The sequence below is a fragment of the uncultured Sphingomonas sp. genome (assembly GCF_964244265.1).
Lineage (GTDB): Bacteria > Pseudomonadota > Alphaproteobacteria > Sphingomonadales > Sphingomonadaceae > Sphingomonas.
The window spans coordinates 1-15,815 of sequence record NZ_CAXTHV010000023.1; the positions used below are offsets into that span (position 1 = coordinate 1).

11 protein-coding genes are annotated in these 15,815 nt (G+C 67.3%); 3 read left to right on the forward strand and 8 right to left on the reverse strand.

Annotated features, from left to right (window positions below; translation table 11 throughout):
* Positions 1 to 97: 97 nt before the first annotated feature.
* The gene (gene ctrA, locus ACFE7K_RS10545) at positions 98 to 799 is read right to left on the reverse strand and encodes a response regulator transcription factor CtrA (RefSeq protein ID WP_375398148.1); all 702 of its coding nucleotides are present in this window, start codon (positions 797 to 799) and stop codon (positions 98 to 100) included.
* 156 nt (positions 800 to 955) lie between these two features.
* Positions 956 to 1,861 (reverse strand): LysR substrate-binding domain-containing protein, encoded by a 906-nt coding sequence (locus tag ACFE7K_RS10550; protein WP_375398149.1) that lies wholly within the window; start codon positions 1,859 to 1,861, stop codon positions 956 to 958.
* Between the two features lie 116 nt (positions 1,862 to 1,977).
* Between ACFE7K_RS10550 and ACFE7K_RS10555 the strand changes: the two genes are divergently transcribed.
* On the forward strand, positions 1,978 to 2,688 hold the full coding sequence (locus tag ACFE7K_RS10555; protein ID WP_375398150.1) for a pirin family protein: 711 nt from the start codon (positions 1,978 to 1,980) through the stop codon (positions 2,686 to 2,688).
* Positions 2,689 to 2,736: 48 nt separating this feature from the next.
* On the forward strand, positions 2,737 to 3,339 hold the full coding sequence (gene wrbA, locus ACFE7K_RS10560; protein ID WP_375398151.1) for an NAD(P)H:quinone oxidoreductase: 603 nt from the start codon (positions 2,737 to 2,739) through the stop codon (positions 3,337 to 3,339).
* Positions 3,340 to 3,345: 6 nt separating this feature from the next.
* Here the strand turns inward: wrbA and ACFE7K_RS10565 are convergent, their stop codons facing one another.
* From ACFE7K_RS10565 to ACFE7K_RS10585, 5 genes are all read right to left on the reverse strand, one after another.
* Positions 3,346 to 4,821, reverse strand: a complete 1,476-nt coding sequence (locus ACFE7K_RS10565) for an efflux transporter outer membrane subunit (protein WP_375398152.1) — start codon at positions 4,819 to 4,821, stop codon at positions 3,346 to 3,348.
* Entirely contained in the window at positions 4,818 to 8,000 is a 3,183-nt protein-coding gene (locus tag ACFE7K_RS10570) for an efflux RND transporter permease subunit (RefSeq protein WP_375398153.1), read from the reverse strand. The genes ACFE7K_RS10565 and ACFE7K_RS10570 overlap by 4 nt, the downstream gene beginning before the upstream one ends.
* Before the next feature lie 38 nt (positions 8,001 to 8,038).
* Positions 8,039 to 9,253, reverse strand: coding sequence for an efflux RND transporter periplasmic adaptor subunit (locus tag ACFE7K_RS10575; RefSeq protein ID WP_375398154.1), 1,215 nt, complete (start codon positions 9,251 to 9,253; stop codon positions 8,039 to 8,041).
* Positions 9,254 to 9,351: 98 nt separating this feature from the next.
* Positions 9,352 to 9,849, reverse strand: coding sequence for a hypothetical protein (locus tag ACFE7K_RS10580; RefSeq protein WP_375398155.1), 498 nt, complete (start codon positions 9,847 to 9,849; stop codon positions 9,352 to 9,354).
* Between the two features lie 65 nt (positions 9,850 to 9,914).
* On the reverse strand, positions 9,915 to 11,135 hold the full coding sequence (locus tag ACFE7K_RS10585) for an NAD(P)/FAD-dependent oxidoreductase (protein WP_375398156.1): 1,221 nt from the start codon (positions 11,133 to 11,135) through the stop codon (positions 9,915 to 9,917).
* A gap of 132 nt (positions 11,136 to 11,267) precedes the next feature.
* Here ACFE7K_RS10585 and ACFE7K_RS10590 point away from each other — a divergent pair, with 132 nt between their 5' ends.
* Positions 11,268 to 12,398 (forward strand): putative zinc-binding metallopeptidase, encoded by a 1,131-nt coding sequence (locus ACFE7K_RS10590; RefSeq protein ID WP_375398157.1) that lies wholly within the window; start codon positions 11,268 to 11,270, stop codon positions 12,396 to 12,398.
* A 30-nt stretch (positions 12,399 to 12,428) separates the two neighbouring features.
* Here ACFE7K_RS10590 and ACFE7K_RS10595 read toward each other — a convergent pair whose 3' ends face one another.
* A complete protein-coding gene (locus ACFE7K_RS10595) occupies positions 12,429 to 15,773 on the reverse strand; it encodes a DUF2126 domain-containing protein (protein WP_375398158.1) in 3,345 nt (1,114 codons plus the stop codon).
* Positions 15,774 to 15,815 lie beyond the last annotated feature (42 nt).

Sequence of the window (15,815 nt, forward strand, 5' to 3'; positions counted from 1 at the left end):
AACCACGCTCTTGTGAATCCCCTCACGATTCAAATCAGCTTAAAACCGCTCTAGCACGATGAGCGTGCTGCCTTCCCAGGTTGGACTTGCGTTAGCCTCAGGCGACCGCAGCCTCGACCACCTCATCCGGCTCGCGCAGCACGTAGCCGCGGCCCCACACGGTCTCGATGTAATTTTCGCCGTCGGTCGCCAGGCTGAGCTTCTTGCGCAACTTGCAGATAAAGACGTCGATGATCTTGAGTTCGGGCTCGTCCATCCCGCCATAAAGGTGGTTGAGGAACATTTCCTTGGTCAGCGTCGTGCCCTTGCGGAGCGACAGCAGTTCCAGCATCGCATATTCCTTGCCGGTCAGGTGAACGCGGGAGCCTTCGACTTCGACGGTCTTGGCGTCCAGATTTACCGCCAGCTTGCCGGTCTTGATTACCGACTGAGAATGGCCCTTTGAGCGGCGGACGACGGCGTGGATGCGCGCGGTGAGTTCCTCGCGGTGGAACGGCTTGGTGACGTAATCGTCGGCGCCAAAGCCGAAGCTCCTGACCTTGCTGTCCATCTCGTTGATGCCCGACAGGATCAGCACCGGGGTCTGGATACGCGCGACGCGCAGTTTCTTCAGCACATCGTACCCGTGCATGTCGGGCAGGTTCAGGTCGAGCAGGATGATGTCATAGTCGTAGAGCTTTCCCAGGTCCAAGCCCTCTTCGCCCAGGTCGGTGGTGTAGACGTTGAAACCCTCGGTCGTCAGCATGAGCTCGATCGCCTTGGCAGTCGTCGGCTCGTCCTCGATCAGCAGCACGCGCATCGGCCGTGTTCCCCGTTATTCGGCGTTCGAAGCCCCCTGCGGCCCCGACTTGCCCCGCACAAACCATTAACCTGATCGGTGATGAAGGCAAAAGGTTAATTTGGCATTAATCGGCCTAAATCCACGAGTCGCGGGTGGAGTAGGCGCTTGCCGGCGTCAGGTTTCGGTGTCGCACAGGTGGCGGAAGCGCTCCGTGAGGAAGGCGATCAGCGCCTCGACGCGCGCGGGACGCAGGTTGCTCGGCGGGGTCATCAGGTGGAGCGCCAGCGGCGCGCCGCGCCACTCGGCCATGATCGCCTCCAGCGTGCCGCTCGCCAGGTCGGGCCCGACGATGAAGTCGGGCAGCACGCCGATGCCGAGCCCGGCGCGCAACGCCGGCAGGATCGCGTCGCCGCTGTTCGAACGCAGCGGCCCCTCGGGCCTGACCGTCGCCTCCGTGCCTCCGGGCCCGGAGAAGCGCCACGGCCCGGTGACGTTGGTATAGGCGAAGCACGGATGCTCGCCGAGCTGCGCGGGATGCGTCGGGCGGCCATGCGCCGCGAGATAGGCGGGTGCCGCGACGACGTGCATCGCGATCGCGCCCAGGCGGCGCGCGCGCAGCGAGCTGTCGGGGAGATCGGCGATGCGCAGCGCGACGTCGAAGCCCTCGGCGACGATGTCGACCCTGGCATCGGACAGATGCAGGTCGATCTGGATGCCGGGGTGCGCCGCCAGGAATTCGGCGATCGCGGGCGCGATCCGGGCGAGCCCCAGCGTCGTCGGCGCGGTCAGGCGGATCAGGCCGGCGGGGGCGGTCGCGGCATCGTGCGCGGCTTCCTCGGCGGCGGTCGCCTCGGCGAGGATGCGCGCGGCGTGCGCGGCAAGCGCCTTGCCGTTCTCGGTCAGCGTCAGGCGGCGCGAGGTGCGGTGGAACAGCGCCTGGCCGAGATGCGCCTCAAGCCGGGTGATCGCCTTGGAGACCGTCGCCTTCGACACGCCGATCGCGTCGGCCGCGCCACTGAACGAGCGGTGCTCGACCACGCAGGCGAAGATCGCCCAGGCTTCCAGGTCCGGCAGGCGCATGTCGATCCTTCCTCGCGCGGCGAAGGAAGCTTAACCAGTGAAACGATCGGTTTCCAGCGTTTCCATTTACGGCGTGATCTTCACGCCTATCTTGGCGGCGAGACAGGAGACCCGCGATGATCGAGAAGAGATCGTTCGAAAGCCTCGGCCATGCCGATCACGGCTGGCTCAACGCCCGCCACCATTTTTCCTTCGCCGATTATCAGGATCCCGCCCGCATGGGCTGGGGCGCGATCCGGGTGTGGAACGATGACGAGATCGGCGCGCAGTCCGGCTTCCCGCCGCACCCGCACCGCGACATGGAGATCGTCACCTATGTCCGGACGGGCGCGATCACGCACAAGGATTCGCTCGGCAACGAGGGCCGCACCGGCGCAGGCGACGTGCAGGTGATGAGCGCGGGCAGCGGCGTGCGCCATGCCGAATATAATCTGGAAGGCGAGACGACGACGCTCTTCCAGATCTGGATCGAGCCGGCGCGCACCGGCGGCAGCCCGAGCTGGGGCGCAAAGCCGTTCCCGAAGGACGACCGTTCGGGCCGGTTCGTGACGCTCGCGAGCGGATTCGCCGAGGACCAGACGGGCGCCGGCGGCGCGCTGCCGATCCGCGCCGATGCGCGCGTACTCGCGGCGATGGTGCGCGCGGGCGAGACGATCAGCCACGCGGTCGGCAGCGGGCGGCACGCCTATCTGGTGCCGGCGACGGGTGCGATCGAGATCGACGGCGTCGCGCTGAAGGCGCGCGACGGCGCGGCGCTGTCCGGCGGGCAGACGGTGACGATCACCGCACTCGAGGACGCCGAACTCGTGCTGGTGGACGCGGCGTAAACACCCCTCCCGCGAGCGGGAGGAGAACCAAGCAGGAAGGAATATCCCATGACCAAGGTGCTCGTGCTCTATTACTCGTCCTACGGCCATATCGAGAAGATGGCCGATGCCGTCGCCGAGGGCGCGCGCTCGGCCGGTGCCGAGGTCGACATCCGCCGCGTCGCCGAGACCGCGCCGAAGGAGGTCGTCGAGGCGGCGCATTTCAAGACCGATACCGCGCATGCCGTGATCGAGGGCCCCGATGCGCTCGCAAATTATGATGCGATCATTGTCGGCGCGCCGACCCGTTTCGGGCGCATGCCGAGCCAGATGGCGGCGTTCTGGGACACGACCGGCGGATTGTGGTTCACCGGCAAGCTGATCGGCAAGGTCGGCGCCGCCTTCACCTCGACCGCCAGCCAGCATGGCGGGCAGGAAATGACCTTGTTCTCGATCATCACCAACCTGCTGCACCAGGGGATGACGATCGTCGGACTGGATTACGGCTATGCGGCGCAGATGGGCGTCAAGGAAGTCGTGGGCGGCTCGCCTTATGGCGCGACGACGATCGCCGATGGCGACGGCAGCCGCCAGCCGAGCGAGGCCGACCTGGGCGGTGCGCGCTATCAGGGGAAGCGGGTAGCGGAACTGGCAGCGAAGCTGGCAGCCTGATCGGGGTCATTGCCCTGGGTCCGGTGTCTTGGCCGGCACCGGACCCGTTGGCGTCGCCTCGACCAGGGAGTCGCCGCCCAGCGTGCGGTACAGCGTAACGAGGTTGCCCGCACGCGTCAGTTGCGTCGTGATCAGCGTGCGCTCGGCGGCGTAAAGCGACCGTTGCGCGTCCAGGCTTTCGAGAAAGCTGGTCACGCCGCCGCGATAGCGCAGGTCCGCCAGCCGGAAATTATCCGCCGCGGCGTCGCGAAACGCGCGCGTCGCGGCGAGCTGGTCGGTGATCGTCCCACGCCGGGCCAGCGCATCGGACACTTCGCGAAAGGCGGTCTGGATCGCCCGTTCATAGGTAGCGGTCGCCAGCTCGCGCTGCGCCCTGGTGACGTCGACATTGGCCCGGCCCGCACCGGCGCGGAAGATGGGATAGCCGATGGTGCCGCCGGCCGAATAATTGAACGCCCCGCCACTGAACAGGCCGGTCAGCGCGGAACTGGCCAAGCCGATCAGTCCGGTCAGGCTGATGCGGGGAAACAGCTCGGCCCGGGCCGCGCCGATCTCGGCATTGGCGGCGCGGAGGGAATATTCGGCCTCCACCACGTCCGGCCGGCGCAACAGCACCGACGAATCGAGCCCCGCAGGCAGTTCCGCAAGCGTAGCTCCCGCTTCGTCGATCGATGACGGCAGCAAGGCGGGGTCGACGGGCGCGCCGACCAGCAATTGCAGCGCATTGACGTCCTGCGCCAGCGCGGTGCGCTGCTCGGCGATGTTGATCCGCGCGGTATCAAGCGTCAGTTCGGCCTGGCGCAGATCGGTGCGCGGCGCGATGCCGCCGTCGAGCCGCTTCCTGGTCAGCGTTACCGATCGTTGCGCGCTGGCGGCGGTCTGTTCGGCGACGCGCATCAGGCTGCGGTCGGCGGCATAGGTCAGCCAGGCGTCGGCGATGTCGCCGATCAGCGTCAGCCGCACCGTTCGCGCCGCCGCCTCGGTCGCGAAATACCGGTCCTGCGCGGCGGTCGTCAGCGACCGGATGCGCCCGAACAGGTCGACCTCGAACGAGGTTATGCCGATATCGGCCGAAAAGGCACTGCGTCCGCCGCCGCCCGTCGCCGCGCCCCCCGTGATGCCCCCCGTCGTCGTGCCGCCGGTGCCGCTGTCGCGATAGGTGTAGCCGGCCGACGCGTCGACTTCCGGCAGCAATTCGGCGCGCTGGATGCGGTATTGGCCGCGCGCGACGGCGATGTTGGCGGCGGCGATGCGCAGGTCGCGATTGTTGGCGATCGCCTGGCCGATAATCACCTGCAGCCGCGGGTCGCGGAAGATGTCGCCGTAACGCACCGTCGGCAGCACCGCCTCGCGGGTCCTGAGATATGCGTCACCGACTGGCCAGGAGGGCGGCACCGGCGGCGCGGGGCGCCGGTAAGGCGGCGCCAGCGAGCAGCCGGCAAGCGACGTGAGCGCCAGCATGGCGGGCAGCTTGCGGATCATGCCGGCTCCGGCTCGGGCGGGGTGGGGGACGCGGATTGTTCGTGACGCAGCCGCTTGAGCGCGCCGCGTGCGCCCCGGCGCACCAGCACGAAGAATAACGGAATGTAGAACACTGCCAGGATCGTCGCGGTCAGCATCCCGCCGATCACCGCGGTGCCGATGGCGATGCGGCTGTTGGCGCCCGCGCCGCTGGAGATTGCCAGCGGCAGCACCCCGAAGATGAACGCGAAACTGGTCATCAGGATCGGCCGCAACCGGATCTTCGCCGCCGTCAGCGCCGCGTCGATGATGCGCTTGCCCTTCTTCTCCTCCTGCTCGGCGAACTCGATCATCAGGATCGCGTTCTTGGCCGCCAGGCCCATCGTCGTCAGCAACCCGATCTGGAGATACACGTCGTTCTGCAACCCGCGCAGCGTTACCGCGAAGATCGCGCCGACCAGCCCCAGCGGGATGATCAGCAGCACCGCGACCGGGATGGTCCAGCTTTCGTAAAGCGCCGCCAGGCACAGGAACACGACCAGGATCGACAGGCCGTACAGGATCGGCGCCTGCCCCGACGACAGCCGTTCCTGATAGGAAACGCCGCTCAGCGACACCGATATACCGGGTATCCTGGCGACCAGTTCCTCCATGCGGGTCAGCGCGTCGCCCGAACTCCTGCCGGGCGCCGCCTGGCCGGAGATCTCGTAGGAAGAGATGCCGTTGAAGCGGCTGAGCGAGCTGGGAGCGTTGCCCCAGCTGACCGTCGCGAAGGACGAGAACGGCGCCATCTGCCCGGTCGATCCGCGGACATACCATTTGGCGATATCCTCGGGACTGGCGCGAAAGGGCGCGTCGCCCTGGACATATACGCGCTTGACGCGGCCGCGATCGTTGAAGTCGTTGACGTAGCGGCCGCCCCAGGCGGTCGACAAGGTGGCGTTGACGTCGGCCTGGGTAAGCCCCAGCACCGCCAGCTTCTGTGCATCGATCTCAACCTTCAGCGTGGGCTGGTCGGGCAGGTCGCTTGGCCTGACCGTGGCGAGCAGGGGATCCTCACGTGCGGCGGCCAGGATCTGGTCGCGCGCGCCACGGAACGCATCGCGGCTGAGCCCGCCGGTATTCTGGACCTCGATCGTGAACCCGGCCGACTGGCCCAGCCCGCGCACCGCGGCGGGAACGGTCGCGTAGAATTCGAGGTCGCGCAGCCCGCTCAGCGCCTTGGTCGCGCGGCGGGTGATGGCGTCGGCGGCATTGTCGCTGCCCTTGCGGTCCTTCCAGTCCTTGAGCGCGACGAAGCCGCGGCCGGCATTTTGCCCGCCGCCGCCCCCGCCGCCGCTCGCGCCGGCGACGATCAGCATGGCGGCGGTGTTCTTGCTTTCGGTGCCCAGGAAGTATTTCTCGATCTGGCGCTGGGCGACCTGGGTGCGGTTGATCGTGGCGCCGGCGGGCAGGTTGAACTGGATCTGGGCAAACCCCTGGTCCTCGGTCGGCAGGAACCCGGTCGGCAGGCGGACGAACAGGATCACCAGCAACGCCATCACCGCGGCATAGATCAGCAGGAACAGCCATTTGCGGTCGACCACGCGCTCGACACGATGGGTGTACCGGTCGACCATGCGGTCGAAATTGCGATTGAACCAGTCGCGCGCACCCTGGGTCTTGCGATAGACCCAGGTGCCGTGATTTTCGTCCTGCTTGCGCTTCAGCAGGGTCGCGGTCAGCGCCGGCGTCAGGATCAGCGCGACGATCACCGACAACACCATTGCCGACACGATCGTCAGCGAGAATTGGCGATAGATCACGCCGGTCGATCCGCCGAAGAACGCCATCGGCAGGAACACCGCCGATAGCACCAGCGCGATCGCGATCAGCGCGATCTGGATTTCGCCCATCGACTGGATGGTCGCGTCACGCGGCGACATTTCCGGATTTTGCTCCATCACGCGCTCGACATTCTCGACCACGACGATCGCGTCGTCGACCAGAAGGCCGATCGCCAGCACCAGGCCGAACAGGGTGAGCGTGTTGATCGAGAAGCCGGCGACGGCGAACACCGCGAACGTGCCGAGCAGCACCACCGGCACCGCAATCGTCGGGATCAACGTCGCGCGCCAGCTTTGCAGGAAGACGAACATGACGATCACGACCAGCACGATCGCCTCGATCAGCGTCTTCACCACATCCTCGATCGACAGCTTGATGAACGTCGTCGAATCGTTGGGGAAGCTGTAGGCATAGCCGGTCGGGAACGTCTTCGACTTGTCCTCGATCGCCTTCTTGACCAGCTCGGCAGTGGTCAGCGCGTCCGATCCCGGCGCCAGGCTGACCGCCAGGCCCGCACCGGGATGACCGTTGACCCGGCTGATCACGCCATAGCTCTCCGCGCCCAGCTCGATCCGTGCGACGTCGGACAGGTGGACGGTCGACCCGTCCGGCTGCGTCTTGATCACGATGGCGGCGAATTGCGCCGGGGTCGACAGCCGCGACTGCGCGGTGACGGTGGCATTGAGCATCTGGTCGGGTCCGCTCGGCACGCCACCGATCTCGCCCGCCGCGACCTCGGCATTCTGCGCGGTGATCGCGGTGACCACGTCGCCGGGAACCAGGCTGTAGCTCGCCAGCTTGTCCGGGTTGAGCCAGACGCGCATGCCGTATTGCGATCCGAACACCGTGGTGTCGCCGACCCCCTTGATGCGGCCGATTGTGTCCTGGAGGCTGGACACCATATAGTCCGACACGTCGATATTGGTCTGCTGGTCGGTGGTGTCGTAGATCGCGGCGATCAGCAGGAAGTCGGGATTCGACTTGGTGACGGTCAGCCCCTGTTGCTGCACCTGCTGCGGCAGGCGGCTGATCGCCTGCTGCACCTTGTTCTGGACCTGGACCTGGGCAATGTCGGGGTCGACGCCCTTGTCGAACGTCACGTTGATCGTCACCTGGCCGCGCGACGAGGAATTGGCGCTGAAATACAGCAGCCCGTCAATGCCGGTAAGCTGCTGCTCGATCACCTGGGTGACGCTGGTTTCCAGGGTGTCCGCCGACGCGCCGGGATAGGTCGCGCGGATGTTGACGGTCGGGGGCGCGATGTCGGGGAACTGCTCGATCGGCAGCGAGACGATGCCGCCGACGCCGAGCAGCATGATGATGATCGCGATGACCCATGCAAAGATCGGCCGATCGATGAAGATGCGCGACATCTAGGCGCGCGCGACCGGGACGGGGCGGCCGGAATCGATCACGATCCCCCCTTGCCCGACTTGTCCTTGCCGCCGGCAGGCGCAGGGCGGTCGGGCGCGGATGCGGGTATGGGCTTGACGATCGCATTGGGCTTCAGCCGCCCGATACCCTGGGTGATCACCTTGTCGCCGGGTTTCAGACCCGCGGTGACGACCCAATTGGCGCCGTCCACCCGCGTGGTGGTCACCGCGCGGGTAATCGCCTTGTTGCCGGGCCCGACGATATATACCTGGGCGTTGCCTTTGGGATCGCGCGAGACCGCCTGTTGCGGCACCAGGAACGCACGGGGATCACTGGCCTGGGCGAACATCGCGCGCACGAACATGCCGGGCAGCAGCAGCCCCTGGGGATTGGGAAAGCGCGCGCGCAGCGTCACCGTGCCGGTGGCGGTATCGACCGTCGCCTCCGAGAATTCCACGGTGCCGGCGGCGCCAAAGTCGCTGCCGTCCTCGAGCTTCAGCCGGACGGAGGCGGTCACCGGGACCGCGCCGCCGCCCGCCAGACGGCGCCGCAGCGTCAAGAGGTCGGCAGAACTCTGCTGGATATCGACATAGATCGGATCGAGCCGCGAGATAACCGCCAGCGGCTCGGTCTGGTTGGTGGTGACCAGCGCGCCTTCGGTGAACAGCGACCGGCCGATCCGCCCGGTGATCGGCGCCGGCACGGTCGTGAAGCGCAGGTTGATCCGCGCGGTGTCAAGCTGCGCGCGATTCTGGTCGACGGCGGCGCGTGCCTGGCTCGCGGTGGCTGCGGCATCGGTATAATCCTGCGCCGCGACCGCCTGTTCGTCGGCCAGGGGCTTGTAACGCGCCGCCTTTACCCGCGCGGCTTCGGCGGTGGCGCGCGCCGCCGCCAGATTGGCGGCGGCTTCGTTGGCGGCGGCTCGATAGATGCTGGGATCGACCTGATAGAGTGGCTGGCCCTTCTTGACGAGCGATCCTTCGGTGAAGAACCGCTTGCGGATGATGCCCGCGACCTGCGGCCTGACCTCGGCCGTCTGATAGGCGTTGGTCCGTCCGGCAATCTCGGTGGTCAGCGGCACGCTGGTCGGCTGGACGACGATATAGCCGACCTGTGCCGGCCCAATACTGCCGCGCTTGCCGTCGGCTTGCCCGGCGCCGCCGCCACATCCGCCGGCCATCAGCAACAGGATGGCGGGCACAAGGAAGACGGTCGAGTGCGCATCGCTGCGCCGGCGAAATGTCGGGAGCATGGCGGGCTGATGAAGCCCGGCGAACCCGCTGTCAAACATCGGTTTGTCGCAAAGTCTGCCGGCATTGCGGCCTCGCCGCACCAGCGAGCCCAGGGCCGTCAGCTGCCGGCGATCAATACCGTCAGCTTGTCGGACGTCGCACCCGACAGTTGCAAGCCATAGGTGCCGGCGGCCAGGTCGAAATCGACGATCTTCCTGATGCCGCTGCACGCCGGGCCTTCGCCATGGGCGACCGACGTCAACGGGCGACCGCCGCTGATCACGTCGATCCACGCTCCCCCGCCCAGCGCGATCCGATAGCGGCCGGCGCGCGCGATGGTGAAGCCGGTGGCGATGCCATAGCTGCCCGGCTTCGGCGTCCGCGCCGGTGCCGTAGGAAAGGCGATCGCGGAAACCGGCGTCAGCGGGACGATCGCGGCGCTGCCCACGGGCATCGTGGCGTTGGCCACGGGCAGCGGGTTGCTCCATGCCACCAGATCCGCCGGCGGCGCCGGGGCGACGCAGGTTGCCGGGGTCGGGATGGCAGCGGGGAGGGCGGCGGGCGCGGCTTGCGGCGCGGCGACCAGGAACAGGGCAAAAGGCGCAAGCGAGATCATCGGGATAGGTCTCCTCAATGGCGCCGGTCGTGCGCGCGTCGCGGCGTCAAGGCAAGCGATTAGGGTCAGGCAAGCTCCTTCAGCGGCACCCCGGCATCCGCGATCCGCGCCGCATCGGGCGCGGCGCCCGTCATCACCAGCGCTCGGCCCTGGACATAGTCCTTGGTCGCATTGACGCAATCGAGTGCGATCACCCGGCCATTCCTCATGTAGACGACCGAAAAGCTCCGCGTCCCGGGATCGCCGCGGACCAGCGCCTGGTCGAACCCGATCGACAACCCGACCGTCTGCAGCTTCAGGTCGTACTGGTTCGACCAGAACCATGGCACCGCATGATAGCTGGTCGGCGTGCCGGTGATGTTCCGGACCGCGACGCCGGCCTGGTCGTTGGCGTTCTGTACCGACTCCAGGCGGATCGCTGCGCCCTCGGCAAAGTCGTTGGCGTGGAGCGCGCAATCGCCGATCGCGTAGATGTCGGGGAGCGTCGTGCGGCACATCGCGTCGACCTGCACGCCGTTGCCGCCTACGGCACCCGCTTCGAGCAACGGGCCGACCGCGGGGATGATGCCGATGCCGATGATCGCCATCTCGCACGCCAATACCTCGCCGTCGTGCAGGCGGACGCCCGATACGCGCTCCTGCTCACCGACCAGGCTGTCGACCTGCACGCCCAGCCGGATGTCGACGCCGTGCGCGCGGTGCTCGGCCTCGTAGAAGCGTGACAGCGGTTCGCCGGCGACGCGTGCCAATACGCGGTCGAGCGCCTCCAGCACGACCACCTGCTTGCCGAACTTGGCGAGCACCGCCGCCGCCTCCAGCCCGATATAGCCGCCACCGATCACCACCACGCGCCGGGTCGCGGCGAGTTCGCCGCTCAGCCGGTCGACGTCGGCGCGAGTCCGTACCGTATGTACGCCGGCCAGGTCGTGCCCGGCACAGGACAGCCGCCGCGCATTGCCGCCGGTCGCCCAGATCATCGTGCCATAGGCGATGATGTCGCCGGCATCGTCGGTCACCTGATGCGCGTCGGGATCGACCGCGACGATCCGCCGCCCGGTCAGCATCGTTATCCCGCGATCGGCCCAGAACGTCGCCGGACGGATCATGATGCGCTCGAAAGACCGCTCGCCAGACAGATAATCCTTTGATAGCGGCGGCCGTTCATAAGGGAATTCCGGTTCGTCGCCGACGATCGCGATGGATCCGGCGAACTTTGCCTGGCGGAGCGCGATTGCCGCCTGCGCGCCGCCATGGCCCGCGCCCACGATCAGGACATCGAACTGCATCGGTTTGCCTTCTCCTCGCGGCTTGCTCTAGGCATCGCGCTGCTTGGGGTAAAGGCGCCGGAGGACGGCCAATCGGCTTCGTTCCGCCCGCGAGCCATTGAACTGCGGCGCGTGCCTGCCAAACATGGCGGCATGTCGAGTCTGTCCTGCCCCAATTGTCATCGATTGCTCGCCTCCGATTCCGTCGATTGCCGCGGGTGCGGGCGGCGCGTGGGATTTGAGCCCGGCTGCGGGCATTTCCACGCGCTCGATCCCGACGGCGATTGGTATGGGCCCCATGGAAGGGCGTTGCCCCTCAAGCCCTGCGGCAATGCCTGGCTTGGGGTCTGCAATTGGCTGGTCGCCGACGACGGGCCGATGTGCGCCGGATGCAAGTATAACCGCGTGATCCCCGATCTCACGATTGCCGGCACGCTGCGTCGCTGGACCGCGATCGAGATCGCCAAGAAGCAGACGATCCATGCGCTGATCCGGTTGGGCATACCCCCGCTGACCAGGGCGCAGGACCCGCGCGGGCTGGTGTTCGATTTCCTCTATGATCCCGCCGCGGAGCAAGGTCTCGCGCCGTCGCTGACCACGGGACATCAGTCCGGGCTGGTTACTGTCAACCTGATTGAAGCGGACGGCGTGGCCCGCGAGCGCGCGCGACGTGACCTGGGCGAGCCCTATCGCACGCTGGTCGGCCATTTCCGCCACGAGCTTGGTCATTATTACTGGCACCGGCTGGTCGAATTCACCAATGACCTGCTCCCGTTCCGTGCGCTTTTCGGCGATGAACGTGTCGATTACGCCGCTGCCCAACGGTCGTTCTACGCACAACCCGGGTCCTCGCATTCGCAAGACGACTTCGTCTCACGTTATGCGACGATGCATCCGTGGGAGGATTTCGCCGAGACCTTCGCGCATTACCTGCATATCGTCGACACGCTCGACACGATCGGCGCGCTGGGGGTGTCGATCGACTTCACGGCTGGCGCATCGACCCAGAGCGCATGCGTGGCGTTCGATCCATTCACCGCCGATACGGCGACGCTCATCGAGGCATGGGTGCCGCTGTCGTCGGCGGTCAACGCGATCAATCGCAGCATGGGCCAGCCCGACCTCTACCCGTTCCGGATAACGCCGCAGGTCGCGCTTAAGATCGATTTCGTCAATCGCTTGCTTGCTTTCGGCGCCGGGCGCTGGTCACCGGGGGTGTTGGAGCAAGCCGACCTGAAGGCGATGATCGCGACGCTTGGCCATCGGGTGGAGCTGCATGGCTGATGGTTGATGCGGACCATCCCGCAGCGATCGTCAGAGCCCCGCCGGGCGACGCAGGTCCAGCGTCATCGGAAACTCGCCCGGCATCTCCGCGGGCGGTATATCGATCCGGCCAGGGGTATGGCCGTGGTCCTGAAACCGCGCGCGGCGTCGCGCTTCGGCTTCATAGCCGTTGATCGGCACGTCGTCGTAATTGCGCCCGCCGGGATGCGCGACGTGATAGATGCAGCCACCCAGCGAGCGTTCGCTCCACAGGTCGACGACGTCGAACGTCAGCGGCGCGTTCACGGCAAGACGCGGGTGGAGGCAGTCGGCCGGCGCCCATGCCTTGTATCGCACGCCGCCCACGCCTTCGCCGGGGACGCCGGTCGGCGCCATCGGCACCCGCCTGCCGTTACAGGTGACCAGGTGCCGCCCGGCGACCAGCCCGCTCGCGCGCACCTGCAACCGCTCGGTCGAGCTGTCGACATAGCGCACCGTGCCGCCGATCGCGCCGGTCTCGCCCAAGACCGGCCAGGGTTCAAGCGCGTGGGCGATCTCCAACTGGACGCCGCCGGCGGTGACGCTGCCGTGCACCGGGAAGCGGAACTGGCGCTGCGCCTCGAACCAATTGGCGTCGAAGTCATAGCCGGCGCCGCGCAGATCGGCGAGCACATCGACGAAGTCCGACCAGACGAAATGCGGCAGCATGAAACGGTCATGGAGCTGCGTGCCCCAGCGCACCAAATTGCCGCGCTGGGGCTCGCGCCAGAACCAGGCGGCCATCGCGCGCAGCAGCAATTGCTGGACCAGGCTCATCCGCGCCTCGGGCGGCATCTCGAACCCGCGAAACTCGACCAGCCCCAACCGCCCGGTCGGACCGTCTGGCGAGAACATCTTGTCGATGCAGATTTCCGTGCGATGGGTGTTGCCGGTCACGTCGACCAGGAGGTTGCGGAACAGCCGGTCCACCAGCCAGGGCGGCGGCGCCTCGCCCTCATGCGGCGCGGGCACCTGCGCCAGCGCGACCTCCAGCTCGAACAGCCCGTCATGGCGCGCTTCGTCGATCCGCGGCGCCTGGCTGGTGGGGCCGATGAACAGGCCCGAGAAGAGGTAGCTGAGCGATGGATGCCGCTGCCAATACAGGACGAAGCTCTTGAGCAGGTCGGCGCGGCGGATGAACGGACTGTCGGCGAGCGAGCGCCCGCCGAGCACCAGGTGGTTGCCGCCGCCTGTCCCGATGCTGCGCCCGTCGACCATGAACTTGTCGGCGGTCAGCCCGATGCGGCGCGCCATGTCGTACAAGGCGGTGGTCAGTTCGACGGTTTCAGCCCAGCTCGATACCGGCTGGACGTTGACCTCTATCACGCCCGGGTCGGGGGTGACCTTGAGCACCTTCAGCCGCGGGTCAGGTGGAGGGGCATAGCCCTCGATCCTGACCTCGACCCGCTGCGCGGCGGCCGCCGCCTCCACCCCGGCGACGAGTTCCAGATAATCTTCCAGCGCCTTGACCGGGGGCAGGAACACCGAGAGGTAATGATCGCGCGGTTCGACGGTGACGGCGGTGCGCACCGCGCCCTCGATCAGTTGTTGTTCGTTGCGGGCCTGCGGGGCCACGCCGGACACCTCCAGCCCAGGCAGCGTTCGCGGCTCCGGCGCTGCCATGACGTCACCGCTCGCCACCGGATGATCCAGATGAAAATCACCCAGAGCCTCGCGCTGCACGGCGGGGTCGAGCGGATGGACATAGGGGAAGTCGGCCGGCGGCACATAGGGCAGCGAGCCGAGCGGCAGGCGATAGCCCAGCGCACTGTCGCCGGGCACCGCATACAGCTTGCCGCGCCGGACTTGCCACGCCTCGCTCATCCAGGATCCGTGGTTGGCCGCCTGCCAGCGCTGGACGGGGAGCGCGAAGCCCGTCGGCTGGTCCAGCCCGCGGGTGAAGGTGCGGACCATGCGGTCGCGTGCCTCCGGATCGGCGATCTTGGGATCGAGCGGATCGGCGTTGACGGGAAGGTCGGCTTCCTTCGCCGTCCACGCTTCCTCATCCTCGTAAACCGCGACGACATGATCGCCGGGAACATGCAGTCCGGCGGCGATCGCCCTCAGCAAGGCCTCGGCCATCGCCGACGTGGCGGGCGGCTTGCCCGCGCCATCCTCGCGGGCGATCAGGCCGGCGTCGCGCCATACCGGCACCCCGTCCTCGCGCCAGTAGATCGCATAGGCCCAGCGCGGCAGCGTCTCGCCCGGATACCATTTGCCCTGGCCGTGATGCATCATCCCGCTTGGCGCGAACCGGTCGCGCAGCGCGCGGACCAGCTTGTCGGCATAGCCCTGCTTGGTCGGGCCGACCGCGCCGGCATTCCATTCGTCGGCATCGCCGCCGTCGGCCGCGACGAAGGTCGGCTCGCCGCCGGTGGTCAGCCGCACGTCCTGCCGCGCCAAATCGGCATCGACACGCTCGCCCAGCGCCTCGACCGCGGCCCAGCGGGCATCGGTGAACGGCTTGGTGATGCGCACCGCCTCGGCGATCCGCGTCACGCTCATCGCAAAGTCGAAATCGACCTCGGCGGGTTCGGCCAGGCCGGAGATCGGCGCCGCCGAACGGTAATGCGGGGTCGCGCACAGCGGAATATGGCCTTCGCCGGCGAACATTCCCGATGTCGCATCCAGCCCGATCCAGCCGGCGCCGGGCACATAGGCCTCGGCCCAGGCATGCAGGTCGACGATGTCCTGCGACACGCCCCGGGCGCCCTCGACCGGTTCGATATCGGCGACCAGCTGGACCGAATAGCCCGACACGAAGCGCGCCGCGAAGCCCAGCCGCCGGAGCAGCTGGACCAGCAGCCACGCGCTGTCGCGGCACGATCCGGTGCCGACCGCCAGCGTCTCTTCGGCCGCCTGGATGCCCGCCTCCATGCGGATGACATAGCCGATCCGCTGTTGCAGCCGCGCGTTGATGTCGACCAGGAAGTCGACCGTACGCCCTTCATGCCCGGCATGCTCGGCGACCAGCGCCTCGAACAGCGGCCCGGATGCTTCGATGTCGTAATAGGCGGCAAGGTCGGCGGCGAGCATCTCGTCATAGGCGAACGGATAATGCTCGGCATAGGGCTCGATGAAGAAGTCGAAGGGATTGATCGTCTCGATCGCGGCGAGCAGGTCGACGGTCACCCCGAAGTGATCGATCGGATCGGGGAAGACGACCCGCGCCAGCCAGTTGCCGTGCGGATCCTGCTGCCAATTGGTAAAATGGTCCGCCGGCTCGATCTTCAGCGCATAATTGGGAATGCGCGTGCGGCTGTGCGGCGCCGGCCTGAGGCGAATCGTCTGCGGCCCTAGACGGATTGGCCGGTCATAGCGGTACGATGTGCGGTGGTGCAGTGCAGCGCTAAGCATTCCGGTGATAGAAGGCGAGTATGCACCGTATTGCAAGGGCGA